Source organism: Pseudonocardia oceanicola (assembly GCF_047200735.1).
Classification (GTDB): Bacteria; Actinomycetota; Actinomycetes; order Mycobacteriales; family Pseudonocardiaceae; genus Pseudonocardia.
This window is the reverse complement of record NZ_JBJZON010000041.1, coordinates 1-21,403: the sequence shown is the minus strand read 5'-3', so window position 1 is coordinate 21,403 and position 21,403 is coordinate 1. Positions and strand designations below refer to the sequence as shown.

The window sequence follows — 21,403 nt, the reverse complement described above, 5'->3', positions numbered from 1 at the left end:
GTGCCGCTGCTCCGCTCGCTCCTCACCCCTGAGCGCCGCTCGAAGCGGATGGGGCGTCTCGACGGTCGCGGAACCTCGGCCGGTGTGCCGGTCGACCCGGAGCGGGCGCTGCAGGTCGCCGCGGTCTACAGCTGCGTGCGGCTGCTCGCCGAGGGCGCCGGGACGCTGCCGATCGCCGCGCTGCGCAAGGCCGAGGGCCGGCGGCTGGCCGGGGACGACCACCCGGCCGCGCACCTGCTGCACGAGCCGAACCCGAACATGGACGGCGCCGAGTACCGCCGCCAGATCGTCGCCTGGCAGGCGCTGCGCGGGAACGGGTTCGGCTACATCGAGCGGCAGAACGACGGCTCGGCGCGCGGGCTCTGGCCGCTCCGGCCCACCAGCGTCGAGGGTGCACGGATCCCTGACGGCCGGCTGGCCTACGACATCGAGCTCGCGGACGACGAGTTCGCGCCCCTGCGCGGGGTCAAGGTCGGATCGAAGACCCGCGTGCTCCGGGAGAACGTGCTGCACTACCGGGCGCTCGGGACCGGCGACTTCGGGCTGTCCCCGATCGCGCTGGCCCGCCAGTCCGTCGGTACCTCGTTCGCCGCACAGGCCTACGTCGGCGGGTTCTTCCAGCGCGACGCCTCCCCTGGTGGGGTCGTGTCCGTCGAGGGCGAGCTGTCGGACAAGCAGTACGAGCGAATGGTCGCCCAGTGGCAGGACCTGCACGAGGGCTTCGACCGGGCACACCGCCTTGCTCTGCTCGAGGGCGGGGCGAAGTGGGAGAAAGTGTCCCTCGCGCCGGCCGACGCCCAGTTCCTCGAGATCTACAAGGTCGGCCGCGCGGACATCGCCGGGATGTACAACATCCCGCCGTTCCTCGTCGGCGACACCGCGGCCACGACCTGGGGCTCCGGCATCGAGCAGATGTCGCTGGGCTACGTCATCTACGCCCTGGCCCCGTTCCTGACCCGCTTCGAACAGGAGACGAACCGGCTGTTCGGGCCACGCGCCGGCGGCTACTACACCCGGATCAACACCGGCGGGCTGCTCCGCGGCGACCTCCAGTCCCGCTACGCCGCCTACGCCACCGGCCGCCAGTGGGGCTGGCTGAGCGTGAACGACATCCTCCGCCGCGAGGACGAGGACCCGATCGGCGACGAGGGCGACCAGTACCTGCAGCCGCTGAACATGGTCCCGGCCGGATCTCCTGGGCCGGAGCAGACCCGCTCCGCCCCGGTCCCCGCCGGGTGGCGCCGGCAGGTGCGTGTGTCGCAGGTGACCGAGCAGTTCCCCGCGCACCTGACCCGCCACCGCGAGGCACTCGAGGACTACTTCACCGAGCAGCGCGACGAGATCCTCGCCGAGCTCGGTGCCCGCCGGTCACGCGACGCCGCGGCAGCCGCGGCCGAGGCCGCTTCACCGGCCTGGACCGAGCGGCTCGCCTCGCTGCTGCAGACCCTGGCCCTCGATGCCGCCGGCGACATCGGCGAGCTGGTCGCCGGGAAGCTCGGCGGGTCCTTCTCCGCCGGGCTCATGCGGCTGTTCTTCGGCGAGGAGACCTTCGCGACCGCCAGCAACATCAACACGACCACCGCGACCCGCGTCGAGCAGCTGCTCGCCGACCCCGAGGCCGACCCGCTCGACGCGATCACCGAGCTGTTCGCCGGATTCCTCGCCAACCGCGTCCCGCAGCTGGCCGACGCCCGAGTCGCGAAGGTCGGCAACGTCGCCGCGCTCGAGGCCGGACGGCAGAACGGGGCGACCCGCAAGACCTGGCGCACCCGCGGCGCCACGACCCGCCCGACCCATGACGTCCTCGACGGGGTGACCGTCGACCTCGACGACGACTTCCAGGTCGGCGAGGCCCGCGGCAGCTACCCCCGCGACCACCGGCTCGGCGTCGACGAGATCGCCGGCTGCGACTGCACGATCGACCTCTCGTAGGAGGCTGGGATGTCCATCACCGCCGAGCGCCGCGTCACGCCTCTCACCGAGCTGCAGATCCGCCGCGCCGCCGGCAACGAGGCCGCCGGCGGCCAGCTGCACTTCACCGGCCGCGCGATCGTCTACAACCAGCTGTCGGAGGACTTCGGCGGCTGGCGCGAGCGGATCATGCCCGGCGCCGCGACCCGCACCCTCGAGCGCGACCCCGACGTCCGGTTCCTGATCAACCACGACCCGAACCTCCTACTCGGCCGCACACGCAACGGCACGCTCACACTGCGGGAGGACGACGAGGGTGTCCTCGTCGACGCCGACCTCGCCGACGTCTCCTACGCACGAGACCTCGCCGTGCTGCTCGAGCGGCAGGACCTCAGCCAGATGTCGTTCGGGTTCTGGATCCGCGCGGACGGCTGGGCCGGTGACGTGCACCAGGTCTTCGAGATCGACCTCGACGGCGGCGACGTCTCCGCTGTGACCTACCCGGCCTTCTCCCAGACCTCCGCCGAGCTCGCCGAGCGGGCCCGCCGCGAGCTGGCCAGGCCCGAGGAGACCGGCCCGCCGATCGCCCTGCTCCGTCAGCGGCTCCGCCTCAACGAGCTCATCGCCCAGTAGACCCGCGGCGCACGACGCGCCGACACCCGGGACGCCCGGGACCCACCCACGGAAGGAATGCTCATGCCCAGCAGCGTGGAGCTCCGCCAGGAGCGCGCCCGGGTCGTCGAGTCGATGCGTGCCCTCATCGAGGGCGCCGAGGATCAGAACCGGAACCTCGACGCCACCGAGCAGGAGAACTACGGCCGCCACGAGACCGACTTCACCTCGCTCACCGAGCGGATCAACCGGCAGGAGGCGCAGGAGCAGCGCGACCTCGAGGCCGCCCGCTCCCTCGGTGACCGCGGCGCCGGCGGCGGTGAGGGAGCCCCCGGTGGTGGGGACGAGCAGCGCGGCCGCGACCGGCGGGCCGCGTTCGCCCAGTTCCTCCGTCGCGGCCGCGGCGGGCTCGCTCCGGAGCAGCGCGCTCTGGTCGAGAACACCAACGGTGAGATCCTCGTCCCGGAGGAGCTGGAGACCGAGATCCTCCGGTCCCTGCCGGACATCACCGTGTTCCGGTCGCTGTGCTCGACCCGCACGATCGGGTCGAACCGGGTCCGCCGGCGCTCCCTCGGGGAGGTGTCCGTCGGCTGGGGCAAGCTCGAGACCGGTACGGCGCTGACCGACTCGATGCCCGACACCCCGACCGAGGAGTACACCTACATCGAGGACCTCAACGGGCTCGCCAAGATCGGTGAGGACGAGCTGGAGGACTCCGACGTCAACCTCGAGGGGTTGGTCCGGGACAGCTTCTCCCGGGCGCTCGGGGAGGCCGAGGACACCGGGTTCGCGGTCGGCACCGGGCACGCCAACCAGCAGCCCGTCGGGATGATGACCACCGGCGGCGGGATCACCACGGTCGCCGCCGCGGCGGCCGCGGCGCTGTCCGTCGACGACATGCTGAAGCTGATCTACGGCGTCCCCGCCCAGTACCGGCGCAACGCCCGGTTCGCGATGGCCTCGGCCACCGAGCTGCTGATCGCGCAGCTGCGTGAGGGCGGCTCGACCGGCGCCTACATGTGGGAGCCGTCGGTGCAGGCCGGCCGCCCCAACACCTTCAAGGGCCACGCGGTGGAGAACCAGGAGGACATCGCGGCCGTCGCCGCGAGCGCCCGATCGGTGATCTTCGGGGACTTCAACGCCGGCTACCGCATCTACGACCGGCTCGGGATGACGGTGAAGTTCCTCGACCAGCTCTACGCCGAGGACGGCATGGTCGGCTGGAAGGTCCGCAAGCGCGTCGGCGGCGACGTCATCCGCCCGGAGGCGTTCCGCATCCTCGCCCACCCGGCGAGCTGACCGCTCCCCTGACCGTCGGCGCCCCGGCCTGGCCCTCAGGGGACCGGGCCGGGCGCCGGCACCCAGCACGCGACCTCGACCGAAGGGACATCCCGTGAAGCGTGTGAAGATCACCGCCGGCACGTCGATCGCCGGCACCGCGGAGGACGGCCGGAACTACCGCCTCAAGAGCAACGAGGTCGGTGACGTCCCCGACTCCCTCGCCAAGTCCTGGATCGACGCCGGCTACGCCGAGGCCGCCGACCGCGAGGACCTGGCGGACGCCGACCCGGCCGAGACGGAGAAGACCGTGGAGAAGACCCCGCCGGTCGCCTCCGGGGACCTGGCCGTCGACTCGGCGGCGAAGGAGGCCCGGGTGGCGCAGGAGACCCCGAAGACCGCCCGCGCGGCGAACCGGCCGCGGCGGGCAACCCGCACCGCCCCGAAGGACGCCCAGGCCCCGGCCCCGGCGACCAAGCCGGGGCAGACGGCGGCGAACACGCCCGACCCGGCACCGGGCAGCACCTCCGAGGACACCGACGACGACGCGAAGACAGCCGACACGGGCGACTCCGCAGCGAAGAAGGACGGGAGCAAGTAGCCGTGCTCGCGAGGGCCGGCGCCGCGCTCCTCGTGGCGCTGGCCCTCGCCGGCTGCACCCCCTACACCGGTCCCCCGCCCCGCGCCGCGGAGACCGTGCACCACCCCGTTCCCCCGCTCGACGAGGAGGTGCCGTGAGCGCGTTCAACACCGCGGCCCGCCTCCGCACGCTCGCCCGCAAGACCACCGACCAGCTCCCCGACGACCTCGCCGACCTGATCCTCGAGGAGGCCAGCCAGGCCGTCCGCGACGAGCTCGGCCAGCAGGTCGACCGCGTCGTCGACGACGTCTGGATCAGCGGGCCCGGCCGCGGCCGCGTCCTGCTGCTCCCCCAGCTCCCCGTCACCGACGTCGCCTCCGTCGAACTGGACAACGATCCGCTCACCGCCGCCAGCTACTCGTGGTCGATGGCCGGCGTGCTCAAGCGCAGCGGCTGCGATTGGCCCGACGAGCCGGGCCTCGTCGTCGTCACCTACACCCACGGCTACGCGCCTGACCAGATCCCCGAGACCATCCGCTCGGTCACCCTGCAGGTCGCCGCCCGCTTCGCGCTGAACCCCGACCAGGTCACCCAGCTGTCCATCGGTGACTACTCCCGCTCCTGGGCCAGCTCCGGCGAGGGACGCACCGGACGCGCCGAGCTGACCGAGTGGGAACGTCGCCGCCTCGCCCCCTACCGGGCCCGATGAGCTCCCCACACGCGATCACCCCGGACCTGCTGCCCGAGCAGCTGCAGGTGTGGCGGCTCACCAGCACCACCGATGACGGCGGTGGCCGCGAGACCACCTGGGCGCAAGTCGCGACCCTCCCCGGTCGGATCTCCCAGCCGACCACCCGGGAGCGGCAGACCGCGCAGGCCGACGGATCCGACCTGTCCCCCCGCGTGTATCTCGCCCCACGGGTCGACGTCCGCCGCGGCGACCAGCTACGCACCGACCGCGGCCTCGTCCTCCAGGTCACCGCCGTCTTCGAACCGTCCGAGCCGGTCTACACCCGCTGCGACGTCGAGCTCCGCCAGCCCGAAGGGAGCCGCGGCTGATGGCCCGCATCAAAGTCACCGGCGACAAGAAACTCGCCGCCCAGCTGGAGAAGCTCGCCGGGCAGGGCCGGGCGATCTGCGTCGAGGCCCTCGAATCGTGGGGCGACGACGTCCGCGACGACTCCCGCCGCCGCGCCCCGAGGGACACCGGCGAGATGGCCAGCCAGATCGAGGCCGTCGTCTCCCCAGCCGCGCTCACCTGCACCGTCGGTGTCGATGCCGACTGGGAGGAGCCCGGCTACTACGCCCCGTTCGTCGAGCACGGCACCAGCGAGATGGAGGCTCAGCCCTTCCTCTGGCCGGCGTTCCGTGCGCACCGAGACCTGCGCCCCTACGTGCGGCCCGCGCTGGAGAAGCGGCTCTGATGGCCACCGCTGCCTGGCCTGTGCAGCGCGCCCTCTACGCCGCCCTCGTCGCCCTCCCCGGCCTCGCCGGCGAACCCGGGCCCGGCGTGGTCGCCATCTACGACGAGCCCCCCGAGGACGCCCCGAAGCCCTACGTCGTCCTCGGCGAGCTCGACGAGCAGGCCGACGACGCGCACGACCGGCAAGGCATAGACGCCGGCATCACCCTGCACGTCTGGTCGGCCTACCGCGGGTTCCGCGAGATCGCCGGCATCTTCGTCCAGCTCGACACCGCCCTCGACCGGAAGCCCATCGAGATCCCCGGCCTCGTCGACGTGTCCATCGCGGCCGTCAGCAAGACCCTCCAGCGCGATCCCGACCCGGACCTCCGCCACGGCGTCGCCCGCTACCGCATCTGGGCGACAACCACCGACAGCATCACCTGAGAGGAGCACGACCATGGCAGGCGTCGACGGGTACGGGGTGAAGCTCGAGCGGTCCGACATGGCCGACCCGAGCCCCGTGTTCACCGCCATCGCGAACGTCACCAACGTGGGCGGGCCCGAGATCGAGCGCGAGACCCGAGACGTGTCCGCGCACGACACCCCCGACGGGTGGAAGGAGTTCATCGGCGCCGGGCTGAAGGACGGCGGCGAGCTGTCCCTCGAGGTGAACTACGACCCCCGCGTCCACGACACCCTCGTCGCCGACTTCGACGACGACCTCCCCCGCGACTACCGGCTGTCCTGGCCGCCGGACTCCTCCGGCGACCCGATCGGCGTCTGGGAGCTGTCGCTGATCCTCACCGGCTTCTCCCCGGAGGGCCCGGTCGACGACAAGCTCGCCGCCGAGCTGACCTTCAAGGTCAACGGCAAGCCCGTCATCAGCTGACCCCGACCAGCACCAGCACCCCCGAGGAGACCCCCGCATGGCCCTGCTGACCCGCCAGCAGATCGAGTCCGCCGACGACCTGCAGACCCAGGACGTCGATGTCCCCGAGTGGGGCGGCACCGTCCGGATCCGCCCCCTCACCGGCCGCGAGCGCGACCGCCTCGAGTCGTCGCTCATGGGCACCAACGGCAAGGTGAGCACGTCGAAGCTTGCGCTGTTCCGGGCCCGCGTCGCCGCCATGTGCATGATCGACGAGGACGGTGAGCGGCTGTTCGGCGACGCCGACGTCGAGGTCCTCGGCGCGAAGTCCGCGGCCGCGCTGCACCGCGTCGCCGAGGCCGCGCAGAAGCTGTCCGGGCTGTCCAAGGAGGACGTGGAGGACCTGACGGGGGAATGAGACGCCGGCCCTGGCGGCAGTTCGTCTTCCGCCTGGCCGGCTACCTCGGCATGACGGTCCGGGACCTCCTGGACCGGACCGACTCCCGCGAGCTCACCGAGTGGCAGGTCTACGAGCAGCTCACCGGGCCGCTCGGCGGGGCCCGCCTCGACTACGCCGCCGCGATCGTCTCGGCCTCCGTCGTGAACTCGTCGCAGGCGAAGGGCCGCGCCCGCCGGCCGGACGAGTTCCTCCCGAAGTGGGGCGGCCGGGAGAAGCAATCCCCTGAGGAGATGTGGCAGCAAGCCCAGCTGCTCAACCGCCGCTTCGGCGGCGACACCAGCCGAACTGCATAGCGCGCCGGAGGAGGTGAGCCCGTGGCCACCCTCGAGAAGCTGCTGGTTCACCTCGGCGTAGATGACGACCTCACTGCCGGCTTCACCCGCGCCCGGTCGTCGCTGAAGACGTTCGTCGCTGACGTCGAGAAGTCGAGCACGAACATCGACAAGCTCGGGTCCGGTCTGGCGAAGGTCGGCGCCACCATCGGCAAGGTCGGCGCCGGGCTCGCGGCGATGAGCTCGAGCGTGCAGGCCATCGGCGGGCTCGCCTCGGTCGCCGCGACAGCATCCGGTGCGCTGCTCTTGCTCCCCGCCGCCGCGGGCGCCGGCGCGCTTGCGATCGGCACCCTGAAGGTCGGGCTGGAGGGGTTCGCCGACGCCCTCGGCGACAACCCGAAGAAGGCCGCCGAGGCGTTGGCCAAGATGGCCCCGGCCGCGCAGGAGTCGGTCGGCGCGATCAAGGCGCTGGAACCGGCGTGGAAGGCGCTCAAGCTCGACGTCCAGCAGCAGATGTTCGAGGGCCTCAGCTCGCACATCTCGACTCTCGGGAAGACCTACATCCCGATCCTGCAGGGCGCGATGCGCGGCCTGGCCGCCGACATGAACTATGCCGCCCAGACCACGGCGCTCGTGTTCGCCAACGAGGCGAAGGCCACGCAGATGAGCACCGCCCTCGGGCAGGTGCGGCAGGCGTTCGGCTCGATCATGGACACCGTCGCGCCGCTCGCCGAGGGCCTGTCGAACATCTTCGCCGTCGGCGCCTCGTTCCTGCCCGGGCTGGTGTCCGGAGCCGGGAGCGCGGCTGAGGCCTTCGCCGCCTGGACCCGCGACACCGAGAACCTGCGCCGCATCATGTCCGAGGGGCTGTCGACGTTCGGGCAGCTCGGGCAGGTCGCGGGCAACATCGGCTCGATCATCTCGGGCATCTTCGACGCGGCGACCGTGTCCGGCGGCGGGTTCCTCAACAACCTGGTCATGATCACCGGGCAGATCGCCACGATGGTCAACAGCGCACAGGGCCAGGAGACGCTCACCACGCTGTTCGCGACCGGCGCCCAGCTCGCCGGGCTGCTGATGCAGGCGCTGCAGGCGCTGCTGCCGGTGCTCCCGCCGCTGGTGTCCGCGCTCGGCCAGGTCGCCGTCATCCTCGGCACCGCACTCGCCGGCGCGCTGACCGCAATCGCCCCGCTGCTGCAGTCCTTCGCCGAGTGGGCCGCGGCGAACCCGGGCGTCCTCGCCGGCACCATCGTCGCGCTTGCTGCGCTCGTCGCCGGGGTGAAGGGGATCCTCGTCCTCGGCGAGGTCGTGAAGATGGCCAAGGGCGTCGTCGACGCGCTGAACCTGATCAAGCAGGGCTTCACCGCGGTGAGCACCGCCTTCAACGTGCTGAAGCTCGCCTTCATGGCCAACCCGTGGCTGCTGCTCATCGGCGCGGTCATCGCCCTCGTCGCGATCATCATCACGAACTGGGACACGATCAAGACCTACCTGGCCGCGGCGTGGGAGTGGATCAAGACCACGGCCACGACGGTGTGGAACGCGATCGTGTCGTTCTTCTCCACGATCTGGACCAGCGTCGTGACGGTCGTGCAGACCGTGTGGGGCGCCATCACCGGGTTCCTGTCCACGGTGTGGTCCGGGATCGTCGCCGTCGCCACGGCCATCTGGACCCCGATCATCGCGTTCTTCTCCGCGATCTGGGACGCCGTCGTCGCCGTGTTCCAGTTCGTCGCCGGCGTGCTCCTCGCCGTCGTCTTCTCCATCCTCAACCCGATCATCGAGCTGTGGACGACCACCTGGTCGGCCATCCTCGACGTCGCCACGGTCGTGTGGGACGCGATCTCCAGCGCGATCAGCACAGCGCTCAACTTCATCTGGGGCGTCATCCAGACGGTCTGGAACGCGATCCTGTCCGTGATCACGACGGTCCTCAACGCCGTGTGGGGCGTCGTCTCGTCGGTCTGGAACACGATCTGGGGCTTCCTCGGCCCCATCCTGGAGACCATCGGCTCCGCCATCGCGACCGCGTGGAACGCGATCTCGTCGGTGATCTCGACGGTCATGAACGCCGTGTGGGGCGTCGTCTCCTCGGTGTGGAACACCATCGCCGGGTTCTTCTCCGACGTGTGGGCACGCATCTCCTCCGTCGTGTCCGACGGCGCGAACAGGGTGTGGGACTTCCTCACCGGCCTATGGGACCGGATCAAGGGCATCGCCGGTGAGGCCATCGGCTGGCTCGTCGACGCCGGCCGCAACATCGTCACCGGCCTGTGGAACGGCATCGCCGCCATGGGCACCTGGCTCTACGACAAGATCATGGGCTGGGTCCGCTCCACCGTCCCCGCCCCCATCCTGGAGTTCCTCGGCATCGCCTCCCCGTCGAGGCTCATGCGCGACCAGGTCGGCGAGATGATCCCCGCCGGCATCGGCGAGGGCATCATCGCCGGCGCCCGCCAGCTCACCCGCGTCGCCGAGGGCCTGGCCGCCGACACCGCCGCCGCCGCCGGCCGCGGCGCCGAGACCACCGACATCGGCGCGGCCTGGTCCGCGGCGCTCAACCGCATCCCGGTCCCCGAGCCCGCCCGGGAGCCGGCCATGGCCGCGGCGCCCGTCGTGAACCTCACCGTGAACAACCCCGTCGGCGAGCCGACCCACGTGTCGGTCAACCGCGACATGCAGCTGCTCTCCGCGCTCGGCACCTTCCGCCGCTGACCCCCGAGGAGGACCCCCGTGACCCTCACCTTCGCCGCCACGACCCGCAACGCGATCGCCGACGCCCTGGTCGACCTGCTCGACGCAGGCTCCGGCGCCGGCACGATCGAGATCCGCTCCGGTACCCGCCCGGCCGGCCCGGACTCCGCCGCGGCGGGAACGCTGCTCGCGACGATCACCCTCGCCGACCCGGCGTTCGGGGCGGCCAGCGCCGGCGCTGCCGCCCTGTCCGATCCCGCCTCGGTCAACGCCGTCGCGACCGGGACGGCGACGTGGTTCCGGGCGAAGGACTCCGACGGCACCGCCCGCTTCGACGGGAAGGTCACCGAAACCGGCGGCGGCGGGGACCTCACCCTGCAGACCACGTCGATCACGTCCGGGCTGGCCGTGGACATCACCGGCGGCACGGTCACCGCCTCGGCGGGCACCGCCGACTGACGCGCGTGCTCGAGCTCGACCAGCCCAGGAGGAGGTGACCCGTGGCTCTGCCGAAGTTCCGCGCCGCCGGCACCTACCTCGAGTCCGGATCCGGGGCCTCCGCCGTCCTCGTCGCCCCGGCCGGGCGCACCGCCGGGGACATCCTCATCGCGGAGGTCTACAAGGAGTCCACGACCGCCCCCACCGCGCCGGCCCCGTCCGGCGGTGGCGCGACGAACTGGACGCTGTTCGACACCGAGGCTCAGACCGCCAGCGGTGAGACGTACTACGTCTACCGCTACTGGTTGCGGTACACAGACGACGCCGCCGCCGGGATCTCCGGTGGGTCGGCGACGTTCACGTGGACCGGGGCGGTGTGGCGCGACGGGGTCATGCACGCCTGGTACGACACCGTGGCCACCGGCACCCCCGTCGAGCTGATCAACAAGGCTGCCGCCGGCGCCGGCTCCAGCTCCTCCCCCGCGGTGTCGGGCACCCCGGCCGGGGCGAACCGCACCGTGCTGTGGTTGCTCGGCTCCTACTGGGGCGGCACCTGGACCGGCGCCGGGCTGACCGGGTGGACCGCACGGATCCACGACAACGTGGGCGCCTTGTCCCTCTTCTCCCGCGAGTACGCCTCCCCCGCCGCCACCGGGTCGCTGACCGCGGCGTTGACCGGGACCGACGAGCTCACCCACGCCAAGACGGCATCCCTGATCGCTCTGGTCGGGGAGCCGTCGATCACCACCGGCAGCCTCGCCGCCAGCATCCCCGCCCCGGCCGCCGCCGTCGACGGCCAGGTCGTCGCCACCGGCGCGCTCGCCGCCGCGATCCCGGCCCCGGCCGTGGCGCTCGCGGGGGACGTCGAGGAGCCCGTCGAGAAGCTCATCGCCACGATCCCCGCCCCGACCGCCGCGCTCACCGGCACCGTCACCACCACCGGTGCGCTCGCCGCGACGATCCCGCCGCCGGCGGCGGCCGCGGCCGGCACGGTCACCCAGACCGGGCAGCTCGCCGCGGCCATCCCGCCGCCGACCATGGCGGCCGCGGCGCGGGTGCCGATCCCGGACATGCTGCGGCTCAACGGGCTCCCGATCCGCCGCTTCGCCCACCGCTCCCGCGACATGTCCACGCTGCTGCGGGTGCCGGAGAAGCGCGGCGGGGACATCGTGATCCCCGGCCGGCACGGCGAGCGCCGCATCCCCGGGAAGCTCTACGGCGCGGGTGTCGCCGCGCTCCCGCTCGCGATCGTCGGGGTCGACCCCGAGGACGGGCGGATCCCGGCCGGGTCGACGATGCGCCGGCAGCTGCACGAGCGGATCGACGAGCTCATGGAGGCCATCGGCGAGGAGACCGTCCTCATCGAGTACACCCGCACCAACGGTGAGGAGCGGGAGATCACCGGCGAGGTCCTCGACGTCATCGAGCCGAAGACCGAGCTGCAGTCCGGCGTCGCCGAGCTCGACCTCGTGATCCGGCTGGCCGACCCGTTCTGGCGCGACATCGACGACACCACCACGGACAACGTCGTGGAGGGCCCCACCGGCACCACCGCGCGGCTGTCCGGGTTCGACGGAGCGACGGCGCCGATGGAAGACCTCTTCGTCGAGCTCGGCCCCGTCGGCGCGGAGGCGTGCCTGAACCCGCGGCTCGAGCAGCAGTCGTCGGGGATCTGGGTCGCCTGGGCCGGCACCATCTCGGCCGGGCAGACGCTGCGGATCTGGACGCACGACGACCAGTGGGTCATCGACGGCACCGGCGGCCTCGTCGTCGCGGCCGCCGACTACGAGCGGCTGTCCTACGGCGGGCTCGTCACCCGCCGCTGGTTCGCGATGCGCCCCGAACCGGGCGGGCCCGAGCTCACCCTCACCCACACCGGCGGTGGCTCCTCGAGGGCCACGGTCGTCGGCCGGCGCAAGCACAAGACGGCCGCATGACCGCGCTGCGCGTCGACTTCTGGGCGCTCGACGACGACAACACCTACCTCGCGCCGCTGCCGCACGTCACCGACTGGACGGTCTCCCTCATCCCCGGCAAGCGCGGCGGCGTCGAGATCAAGTACCCGCTCACCGGGCTCAACGCCACGGTGCTCGAGGAGCGGGTCACCCGCCGCCGCGACCTCCCGATCGCGATCCGCTGGGACGGCACCGCGCAGAACGCGCTCCACGCCCGGCTGTACACCCGCGACGGGTCGGACGTCGACGAGACCGGGCTCATCACCTACAGCGGCTACCTCAACACCCAGCGCCTCGACGAGTACGAGCTCGGCCCCGGCGACGGGGAGGACGGCGCGCACGTGTTCCCGGACGCCACCGCCGGCCGGATCATGCGGGAGGTCCTCGAGCTCGCCCAGGCCGACGGCGCCCTCACTGACCTGGTCTGGACGTTCACCGACACCCACGACAGCAACGGTGTCGCCTGGACGAAGACCACCAACGCGGAGATCGGGCCGAAGAACAGCCTCCTCGACATCGCCGACCAGCTCCGCCAGTGGGGCATGGCCGAGGCCGAGGTCACCTCCTCCCTCGAGGTCGGGCTGTACGAGCCGGAGACCGTCGGCACCGACCACACCCTCACCAACCCGCCGCTCGTGCTGCGCGCCGGCCGGGACCTAGCCGACGCCACCCGCCGCTCCGACTCCAGCGGCGCCCCCACCAAGCTGCTCGTCGAGGGCGCCGACGGGATCTACGTCGAGGTCGACGACCCCACCGCCGAGGCGATCCGCGGCCGCCGCATCGTCCGCTCGGTCTCCCAAGGCCAGCTCGCCACCACCGGCGCCGCCACCGCCTACGGGCTGCTCGAGCTTGCCCGCTCCTCGGTCGGCGTGCAGGAAACCCAGGTGGCGCTGGGGATGCACCCCGACCACCCGACCCCGCTGCGGGACCTGCGGCCGTCGGACTGGGTGTACCGGGACACCACCCGCCGCCTCGAGCGGGAACGGATCGTGCAGCTGACGCTGTCGCAGGCCGGCGGGGAGGACCACCCGAAGGGGTCGGTCGTCCTCGGCGACCTCATCTCCTCCCTCGCCGAGGAGCAGCAGCGGCAGATCGACGGGCTCGTCGGCGGCCAAGTCGTCGCCGGCGCCTCCACCCCGGGCGCGGACGTCGACGACGGGCTCGCCCCCGCCGCACCCGGAGGGGTGACCGTCGACTCCTACGCCTACCCGAACCAGGACGGCACCCTCGCCGCGGTCACCGCGGACTGGCCGGCGGTCACGGAGAACTCCGACGGCTCCCAGATCACCGACCTGCGCGGCTACCTGGTGCGCTGGCGCTACCTCGACCCCGCCCTCCCGCAGGGCTGGACCACGCTGCCGGTCACCACCGACACCGACGCCGAATGGGACTCCCTCGTCGCCGGCGCCACCGTTGAGGTCGAGGTCGCCGCCCAGGACAAGTGGGACCGCACCTCCCCGTTCACCGCGGCCGGGGCGATCACCCTCGAGACCGACAGCACCCCGCCGCCCACCCCTTCCGCGGCGGTCGTCAGCAACTACATCGGGCTGCTGCGCACCGACTACGACGGGAAGGGCTCCGCCGGCGAAGCCATGCCGGAAGACACCGTCGCGATCGAGCTACACGCCTCCACCGACGCCGGCTACGACCCCGCCGCCGGCCCGCCCGTCGCATTCGCCGACGGCGGCAGCCTCATCGGGCAGCTCCGCGGCGCCGGGAGCTTCCCCTGGGCCCCCCCGGACGCGCTCGGGAACCCCGACTACGACACCACCTGGTACGTCCGGCTCGTCGCCCGCGACAAGACCGGCAACCGCTCCGCCGCGTCCGCGGCCGCCTCCGGCGTCCCCGGCCGCGTGGAGGAGGGCGACGTCGCGTCGGTCAACATCGGCGTCCTCACCGCCGGGATCCTCAACAGCCTGCTGATCGTCGGCGATCGGATCGCCACCGGCACCACCGGCAGCAGGGTCGAGCTCGACGGCGAGCAGGGCCTGTTCTGCATCAACGCATCCGAGGAAGTCGTCCTCTCCTACGACATCGACGACGAGATCCTCCAGATGATCGGCCGACTCATCGCCGGTGCCGGCGCCGGCGCCGGCCCCACCATCACCGTCGACCCCGGCCCGCCACCGCGGATCCTGCTCTACCCCAACGCGACCCAGCAGCGGTACAGCCTCAGCGCGCAATCCGGCACCCGCCCCGACGGCACCTCGGGCGCCATGCTGCAGCTCAACGCCCTCAACTCCTCTGGGCAGACCGACGGCTTCGCGCTCGACGCCTGGTCGACCAACGTGTGGATCGGGCACAAGATCACGAGTGGCGGCTTCGACGGCGGCATCCTCAAGCTAGAGCGCGATGGCCAGGCGGCGCTCGGCAACGAGAACGCTCCCGGAAACCCCCACGTCACTGTGGCGAACGACGGCACGGCCATCGTGGGGAACGACAACGGCTTCGTCATCGTCCTGCCCGACGGAAAGATCCAACTCGCTGGCGACAGCGGCGGCGTGGAGCTCTACGGGGAGTCCGGCGGGATCCTGCTCGACGGGCCCGGCAGCCTAGGACTCCTGTTCGCATCCGACGGGCGGGTCCGACTCAACGGCAACAACAACGCCAAGCTGTGGATAGAGCCCACCGGCTCCGTGATACTCGGGGGCCCGAACAACGGCTACCTGTCGATCTCTTCTGGTGGCACTGCGGAACTCGTGTCGGCTGGCACGGTCAAGAGCTTCGTCGTCGACCACCCTGACGACCCCGACCTCTGGCTCGTCCACGGCTGCACCGAGTCCCCCACCGCCGGGGTCGAGTACAACGGCGTCGCCACCATCGAGGGCGGCCGCGCCGTCGTTGACCTGCCCGCCTACTTCGACGCGCTCACCGTCCCGGGCTCGGCGTCGATCCAGCTGACCCCGTACGCGTGCACACACGCGTCGGGGCTGCCGATGCTCGCGCAGGCCGCGCCCACCGAGATCGACGGCGGCCGCTTCGAGATCGTCTCGACCGGCCCCGACGGCTCCCGCGTGGCCTGGCGGGTGTTCGCCACCCGCCGCGGCGCCGAGTTCGACGTCGAGCCGCGCCGCGCCGACTACACCCCGCACGGCGATGGGCCGTACCGGTACCTCACCCCGAAGGAGCCCCAGGGTTGATCACCGTCGCCCAGGCCGCCGCGGTCGGCGACCCGTTCGCCGGCGGCCTCGTGCAGTACGGCGCCCTCGGTCTCCTCGCCCTCGGCCTGGCGATCGCGGTGAAGGTGCTGTTCGCGCGCACCACCGCGAACGCCGACGCCGAACGCCACCGCGCGGACCGCCTCGAGGAGGAACTCCGCCGGATCAACACGGCGATCCAGGACCGGCAGCTCGGCGTGCTCGCCGAAGCCACCCGGGTCCTGTCACAGGTGCTCGAGGAGATGCGGCGAGAGGACCGGCGATGACGGCCGCCGAACGCGCACGTGCCACCGAGGAGCTGCTCCGCAAGTCGGAGGCTCTCCGCACTCAGCTGGTCGCCGCCGTCGACCGCCTGGAGCGGTTCGTCCACGAGCTCGGCGCCGAGGTCGAGCGCCGCACCCACGCCCCAGGAGGAGGTAATCCGTGAGCGACCTGTCCGCCCGCGCCGGCGAACTCGCCGACGAGGTGTCGCAGCTCCGCGCGGCCGTCGAGGGCCTGTCGAAGGGGCAGGAGGCACTCGACCGGCGCACCGGCCGCGCCGAGCGGCTCTCCGTCCGGACCGCGCTGGCCGGCGCCGCGCTCGGGATCCTGATCCTGCTCGGCATCGTGCTGGTCACCGAGCAGCGCTCCACCCAGGAACAGCTCGACGGGCTCGTGCAGCAGTCGCTGTGCCCGACCTTCCAGCTCCTCGTCGGCGGCTACGACCCCACTACTCGCCCACCCGGTGAGGCCCGCGACAAGTACGAGGACGCGTTCGCGCAGATCCGCGAAGCCCTCGCCGCCCTGCACTGCACCGGCGGGCTCGTCCCGCCCCGCATCGAACGTTGAGGAGCCCGGTGACCGACCCGCCCCTGTACCGCCAGGTCCGCGACGAGCTCCTCGCCGCCGACGTCCCACCGCAGCCGGGCGTGCTCGACGCCCAGTCGCTCGCGTACCGCGAGATGGGCGCCCACGACGTCGTCCTCGACGACGAGATCGAGGCCCACGCCGCCCGCCGCCACCTCCCGATGCCGCCCGCGGTGCACATCGCCGACGTGATCCTCCTGCCGGAGGACTACGAGCGGGAGTACTGGGACGCCGGACGAGAGGACCCACGCCCGTGAGCGTCTACGTCCCCTGGCTCGCCGACGCCGCCCGCCTCACCGGCTACCCCGTCGTCGAGCTTCACGGGTGGCGCGCCCGCGGGCACGGCGGGATGGCCGCCGTCGAGCTGTTCACGCTGCACCACACCGCCGGGCCGAAGGCCGGCGAGTACCCGTCGCTGGCAGTCGTGCGCGACGGCCGTGCCGGCTTGGCCGGCCCTCTCGCCCACTTCGGCCTCGGCCGCTCGGGCACCATCTACGTCAACGCCGCGGGCCTGGCCTGGCACGCCGGAGTGTCCCGGTGGGCCGGTGTGGACCCGGACGGGACGAAGTTTGACTTCTCCGACCTCAACAGCCGGGCGCTCGGTTGCGAGGCCGAGGACGACGGCGACGGCGTGTGGACCGCCGAGCAGCTCGACTGCTACCCGCGGCTGGCTGCGGCCTGCCTGTACTACATGCGCCGCTCCGCGGCCCGCGTGTGCGCGCACCGGGAGTGCGCCACCCCGATCGGCCGCAAGCCAGACCCGGCCGGGCTCGACATGAACGCGTTCCGGGCCCGGGTCGCCTACCTACTGACCAACCCGCTGCAGCTGATCCCGCGCGGCCGCGCCAGCTCGACCGGCACCGCGAAGAAGGAGCTCATCGACATGCTCGACCGCGTGCTCGCCAAGGGCGCGAACTACCACCGCATCATCTGCCCCGTCGGCCGGGCATCCGGCCTCGTCGGCGACGCCTACGTCTCGGTGTCGGCCGCCGGCGGCTGCCAGGGCACCATCGCGTTCCAGCAGAACGCCGACAGCGACGGCGCCCCGCCCGGCGCCGGCCCCATCTGGCAGTTCACCGCCCGCAACGCCAACCGGCTCTACGAGCGCATCCCGGACGGCACCGAGTACCTCGAGTGCTGGATCGACGCGGCTGGTGACGGCGCCGTCCTGATCGAACCCTTCCCGAAGTGACCCGCCGCCGGCCGCCAGCAGCCGTGCACTCCGCCCTCGCCGGGCCTCCAGATCACCCTCACCGCCCCCGACAGCACCGCCCTCGCCTGATCCCGATGGGAGACCACACCATGGCCGCACAGACCCGCCCTGAGCCCGTTCTGCTGCTCGACCTCGTCAAGGCCGTCATCGCCCTCGGCGTCGGCCTCGGCTGGTGGCAGCTCGGCGACACCGCCATCTCCACGATCCTCACCATCGTCGGTGGTGTCGCGACCCTCGTCCTGAGCTTCATCACGCGGTCGAAGGTCACCCCGGTCTCCGACCCGCAGGTCCCCGACACCACGGCCTCGGGGGTCTGACGTGGCGTTCACCGAGATCACCCTCACCCGGGACTACCGCCTCGCCCAGGCCGCCACCGAGATCACCGGGCTCAAGGTCCGGCTCACCCCGTCCGCGGCCATGACCAACACCGGCGACACCGTCCTGCCCATCGCCGTCGAGGCCACCGTCGGCGCCGACGGGGAGCTGCCCATCGCCGTCGCCGCGAACACCGACCCCGACACCACCCCCGCCGACACCAGCTACACCGTGCGCGAGTACGTGCCCGGCACCGGCTACTCCCGCACCTACAGCGTCGTCGTCCCCCACGACGCCGCGAGCGCCACCGCCGACCTCGCCACGCTCGAAGCCGCCGGCGCCTGACCCCGCCAACACCCTGAGGAGGAGGACAAGGTGGCGTTCACCGAGATCACCCTGACCCGCAGCTACCGCCTCGCGAAGGCCGGGGAACCGCTCGCCGGGATGCGGCTGCGCTTCACCCCCACCGCAGCCATGACGAACGCGGGCGACACCGTGCTGCCCAAGGTCGTCGAGGCCGCCGTCGACGCCGAGACCGGTGAGCTGTCCGTCGCCCTGGCCGCGAACACCGACCCCGACACCACCCCGGCCGGCACCGGGTACGTCGTCCGCGAACTCGTCGGCACCAGCTACGCCCGCCAGTACGCCGTCGTCATCCCCCACGACGCCGCCGGCGCCACCGTCGACCTCGGCACCCTCGACGAGGTCACCGCACCCGAGCTCGACGACTACGTCTCCCAGGCCGAGCTCGACGCCCTCGCCACGGTCGTCGCCGGGAAGGCCGCGGCCGCCGACCTCACCGCCCTCGAGGCCGAGCTCGACGGGAAGGCCGACGAGACCGACGACGCCGGCGCCACCGTCGTCCGCGTCCCCGCCGCCGGTGCTGCGGTAGGCGTTCCTCTGGCGTTAACGCAGGACACGGACGGGGAGTTCACGCTTGCGCCGGTCGCCGACCCCTCCGACGTCGGCTACGACCTGGTGGCGGTGCTCGGGCAGTCGAACAGCGTCGGGAACGGGGAGAACCTCGACGTCGCCATGCTGGACCCCACCCACCCGCGGGTGATGCAGTTCCCGGCGGCAGGCGCCTACTACCGGCAGATCGTGGTCGCCTCCGACCCGCTCCAGCACCAGCAGGCCCAGCCCGCGCCCGCCTGCGTCGGGTTCGGGATGACCTTCGCCCGCGAGTACGTCAAGACGATCCCGTCGAACCGGTCGGTGCTTCTCGTGCCCTGCGGCCGCGGCTCCACCGGATTCTCCGACCCGAACTACTCGTGGGACCCCGCCGCGACCCCCGCGCAGCTCAACCTCTACTCCAACGCGGTCGCCCAGATCCAGGCCGCGCTGGCACTCAACCCGCGGAACCGCCTGGTCGCGGCGCTGTGGCACCAGGGCGAGGGCGACACCGCCTACCTCAATCAGGCCCAGTACGCAGCCAGGCTCGACTCGGTCATCGACGACCTGCGCGCCCTGTTCGGCGCGGACCTGCCGTTCCTGGTCGGCCCGATGGTGCCCGAGCGGGTCGCAGGGAACATCAACGCCGGGTATCCGCTGGTCAACGCCGCGCACATCGACACCCAGTCGAGGAAGCCGCGGACGTTCTGGTTCCCTGGCCCCACCGGCTGCTACAACAGCGAGGCAAACGGCGGCACCATCCACTACAACGCAGCAGGTCAGCGCATCCTCGGCGGCGGGGACTGGGGCCGCAACATCGAGGGCTACGCCCGCGGCCTCCAGTTCGCCCGCGCCAACGTCACCGGCACCCCGCCAGTCGCCCCGACCGCGGTCCTGCTCACCCAGACCGGCGCGGCCACGATGACCGCCACCTGGCGGCGCGCCCCGGGGCGGCACACCGCGTTCGTCGTGGAGTACAACACCGGGTCCGGCTGGACCGTCGCGACCCGCAACGGGGCCGTGGCCTGCGACCACACCCAGACCCTCACCGGGCTCCCGTCCGGGGCGACCGTGCAGGTGCGGGTGTCCACGGTCAACGAGCAGGGCACCTCGACGCCCTCACCGGTCGCGGCGCTGACCCTGATCACCGCTCCCGCACAGGTCACCGGCCTGGCCGCGGGCACCGCAGGGCAGGCGTCGCAGCCACTGACCTGGAACCCCGCCGCACGGGCGGCGTCCTACACGCTGGAGTACAAGCGCACCGCCGACTCGACCTGGACCTCGGTCACCGGCCTGACCTCGCCGTCCTACACCGTGCCCGCCCTGATCGCCGCGACCAGCTACGACTACCGGGTCACCGCGGTCAACGTCGCCGGCTCGGCCACCGTCTCCGCCACCGTGACCGCCTCCACCGCCGCGCCCATCGCGCTGCTCACCGCCGTCGGCACCGGCGCCTACGGGGCGTACGGCCTGCGGAAGCTCAAGAGCGACTACAGCGGGTCGGCGGTCAAGGTCCGCCGCAGCAGCGACAACACCACCCTCGACATCGGGTTCACCGCCCAGGGCGACCTCGACACCGCCGCCCTGCTCACCTTCTGCGGTGCGAACAGCGGGTTCGTCGACACCATCTACGACCAGTCCGGCAACACCCGGCACCTCGCCCAGGCCACCGCCGCCGCGCAGCCGCAGATCGTGAGCGCGGGCGCGGTCATCACCCGCAACGGCAAGCCGTCCATGCAGTTCTCCGGCGCCCAGTCCTTGCAGGGCAACGTGGCCGGGCTCTACGCCGCAGGCGCGGCGACCACGCTCGGCGTCTACACCTCGCACACCACGAACGCCTCCGACTCGGTGTTCTGCGAGGGCTCGACCACCGGCAGCCAGGCCCGCTACATCCTCGGCTGGTGGTCCTCCGGCGGGGCCCCGGTGCTCCAGGCCACCGACGATGTCCCGAACACGATCAAGCAGGTCATCGGCACCGCCGTGGCCCAGGACGGAGCGCTTCACCAGGTCACCGCGCTCGACACCGGCACCGAGCTGGGGGGCTTCGTGGACGGTGCGACCAACCCGGCGTCCTCGGCCTACACCCGCTCCGGCACGGTCACCCTGACTCGGTTCGTCCTCGGCGGCACCACCTACGGCGCGTCGACGCTGGTCAGCCCCTACACCGGTTTCATCAGCGAGATCGTCACCTTCGCCTCCGCGCTCGGCGTCACGCCGCGCCAGGACGGGCAGGCCAACCAGAAGTCCTACTACGCCACCCCGTGATCCGTGACCAGGCATAACGCCAACCGTCGCGCGTGAGTGTTGTCGCCGGTCACCGCGACGTCTCGGATGAAGTCTGCTGTTCGCCGAACCGCAGGTCATGACCTGCCGCCGGGCCTGCTGTCGCCAGATCGACCAGACGCCTTAGGGAAGCATCCGCAGGTCAGAGCCATGTCGCCCTGACCGGTGCTGCACCCAACAGCAGAGGGCCCCGACCGCCATCCGGCGGCACGGACCTGCCGAGC

24 protein-coding genes are annotated in these 21,403 nt (G+C 72.2%); all 24 read left to right on the top strand.

Annotation, left to right across the window (positions count from 1 at the left end):
• The 24 genes from ACL02T_RS32970 (at position 1) to ACL02T_RS32855 (ending at position 21,161) form a co-directional block, all read left to right on the top strand.
• Positions 1-1,932 (top strand): phage portal protein, encoded by a 1,932-nt coding sequence (locus ACL02T_RS32970; RefSeq protein WP_412834738.1) that lies wholly within the window; start codon positions 1-3, stop codon positions 1,930-1,932.
• 9 nt (positions 1,933-1,941) lie between these two features.
• Positions 1,942-2,544, top strand: coding sequence for an HK97 family phage prohead protease (locus ACL02T_RS32965; protein WP_412834737.1), 603 nt, complete (start codon positions 1,942-1,944; stop codon positions 2,542-2,544).
• A gap of 63 nt (positions 2,545-2,607) precedes the next feature.
• Positions 2,608-3,822 carry a phage major capsid protein gene (locus tag ACL02T_RS32960; protein ID WP_412834736.1) on the top strand — a complete coding sequence of 405 codons (1,215 nt, stop codon included), beginning with the start codon at positions 2,608-2,610 and terminating at the stop codon, positions 3,820-3,822.
• Between the two features lie 94 nt (positions 3,823-3,916).
• Complete coding sequence (locus ACL02T_RS32955) at positions 3,917-4,402, top strand: hypothetical protein (protein ID WP_412834735.1); 486 nt, start codon at positions 3,917-3,919, stop codon at positions 4,400-4,402.
• Positions 4,403-4,404: 2 nt separating this feature from the next.
• A complete protein-coding gene (locus ACL02T_RS32950; protein ID WP_412834734.1) occupies positions 4,405-4,539 on the top strand; it encodes a hypothetical protein in 135 nt (44 codons plus the stop codon).
• Positions 4,536-5,090 (top strand): hypothetical protein, encoded by a 555-nt coding sequence (locus tag ACL02T_RS32945; RefSeq protein WP_412834733.1) that lies wholly within the window; start codon positions 4,536-4,538, stop codon positions 5,088-5,090. Before ACL02T_RS32950 ends, ACL02T_RS32945 begins: the two co-directional genes overlap by 4 nt.
• A complete protein-coding gene (locus tag ACL02T_RS32940) occupies positions 5,087-5,440 on the top strand; it encodes a phage head completion protein (protein ID WP_412834732.1) in 354 nt (117 codons plus the stop codon). The genes ACL02T_RS32945 and ACL02T_RS32940 overlap by 4 nt, the downstream gene beginning before the upstream one ends.
• A complete protein-coding gene (locus tag ACL02T_RS32935; RefSeq protein ID WP_412834731.1) occupies positions 5,440-5,805 on the top strand; it encodes an HK97-gp10 family putative phage morphogenesis protein in 366 nt (121 codons plus the stop codon). Before ACL02T_RS32940 ends, ACL02T_RS32935 begins: the two co-directional genes overlap by 1 nt.
• On the top strand, positions 5,805-6,230 hold the full coding sequence (locus ACL02T_RS32930; protein ID WP_412834730.1) for a DUF3168 domain-containing protein: 426 nt from the start codon (positions 5,805-5,807) through the stop codon (positions 6,228-6,230). The genes ACL02T_RS32935 and ACL02T_RS32930 overlap by 1 nt, the downstream gene beginning before the upstream one ends.
• 13 nt (positions 6,231-6,243) lie before the next feature.
• A complete protein-coding gene (locus tag ACL02T_RS32925; RefSeq protein ID WP_412834729.1) occupies positions 6,244-6,675 on the top strand; it encodes a phage tail tube protein in 432 nt (143 codons plus the stop codon).
• Between the two features lie 37 nt (positions 6,676-6,712).
• The gene (locus tag ACL02T_RS32920; protein WP_412834728.1) at positions 6,713-7,072 is read left to right on the top strand and encodes a phage tail assembly chaperone; all 360 of its coding nucleotides are present in this window, start codon (positions 6,713-6,715) and stop codon (positions 7,070-7,072) included.
• Entirely contained in the window at positions 7,069-7,407 is a 339-nt protein-coding gene (locus ACL02T_RS32915; RefSeq protein ID WP_412834727.1) for a phage tail assembly protein T, read from the top strand. Before ACL02T_RS32920 ends, ACL02T_RS32915 begins: the two co-directional genes overlap by 4 nt.
• A 21-nt stretch (positions 7,408-7,428) precedes the next feature.
• The gene (locus tag ACL02T_RS32910) at positions 7,429-10,101 is read left to right on the top strand and encodes a phage tail protein (protein ID WP_412834726.1); all 2,673 of its coding nucleotides are present in this window, start codon (positions 7,429-7,431) and stop codon (positions 10,099-10,101) included.
• A gap of 18 nt (positions 10,102-10,119) precedes the next feature.
• Positions 10,120-10,539: a hypothetical protein gene (locus ACL02T_RS32905; RefSeq protein ID WP_412834725.1), complete on the top strand. Its 420-nt coding sequence runs from the start codon at positions 10,120-10,122 to the stop codon at positions 10,537-10,539.
• A gap of 41 nt (positions 10,540-10,580) precedes the next feature.
• Positions 10,581-12,455 carry a hypothetical protein gene (locus ACL02T_RS32900; protein ID WP_412834724.1) on the top strand — a complete coding sequence of 625 codons (1,875 nt, stop codon included), beginning with the start codon at positions 10,581-10,583 and terminating at the stop codon, positions 12,453-12,455.
• Entirely contained in the window at positions 12,452-15,613 is a 3,162-nt protein-coding gene (locus ACL02T_RS32895; protein WP_412834723.1) for a phage tail protein, read from the top strand. Before ACL02T_RS32900 ends, ACL02T_RS32895 begins: the two co-directional genes overlap by 4 nt.
• Complete coding sequence (locus tag ACL02T_RS32890) at positions 15,610-15,897, top strand: hypothetical protein (protein WP_412834722.1); 288 nt, start codon at positions 15,610-15,612, stop codon at positions 15,895-15,897. Before ACL02T_RS32895 ends, ACL02T_RS32890 begins: the two co-directional genes overlap by 4 nt.
• A complete protein-coding gene (locus ACL02T_RS32885; RefSeq protein ID WP_412834721.1) occupies positions 15,894-16,058 on the top strand; it encodes a hypothetical protein in 165 nt (54 codons plus the stop codon). Before ACL02T_RS32890 ends, ACL02T_RS32885 begins: the two co-directional genes overlap by 4 nt.
• Positions 16,055-16,459 carry a hypothetical protein gene (locus ACL02T_RS32880; protein ID WP_412834720.1) on the top strand — a complete coding sequence of 135 codons (405 nt, stop codon included), beginning with the start codon at positions 16,055-16,057 and terminating at the stop codon, positions 16,457-16,459. The genes ACL02T_RS32885 and ACL02T_RS32880 overlap by 4 nt, the downstream gene beginning before the upstream one ends.
• Before the next feature lie 8 nt (positions 16,460-16,467).
• Positions 16,468-16,734: a hypothetical protein gene (locus tag ACL02T_RS32875; protein WP_412834719.1), complete on the top strand. Its 267-nt coding sequence runs from the start codon at positions 16,468-16,470 to the stop codon at positions 16,732-16,734.
• Positions 16,731-17,669 (top strand): N-acetylmuramoyl-L-alanine amidase, encoded by a 939-nt coding sequence (locus ACL02T_RS32870; protein ID WP_412834718.1) that lies wholly within the window; start codon positions 16,731-16,733, stop codon positions 17,667-17,669. Before ACL02T_RS32875 ends, ACL02T_RS32870 begins: the two co-directional genes overlap by 4 nt.
• Positions 17,670-17,779: 110 nt before the next feature.
• The gene (locus ACL02T_RS32865) at positions 17,780-18,007 is read left to right on the top strand and encodes a hypothetical protein (protein ID WP_412834717.1); all 228 of its coding nucleotides are present in this window, start codon (positions 17,780-17,782) and stop codon (positions 18,005-18,007) included.
• A gap of 1 nt (position 18,008) precedes the next feature.
• Positions 18,009-18,350, top strand: coding sequence for a hypothetical protein (locus ACL02T_RS32860; protein WP_412834716.1), 342 nt, complete (start codon positions 18,009-18,011; stop codon positions 18,348-18,350).
• Between the two features lie 30 nt (positions 18,351-18,380).
• The gene (locus ACL02T_RS32855; RefSeq protein ID WP_412834715.1) at positions 18,381-21,161 is read left to right on the top strand and encodes a sialate O-acetylesterase; all 2,781 of its coding nucleotides are present in this window, start codon (positions 18,381-18,383) and stop codon (positions 21,159-21,161) included.
• Positions 21,162-21,403 lie beyond the last annotated feature (242 nt).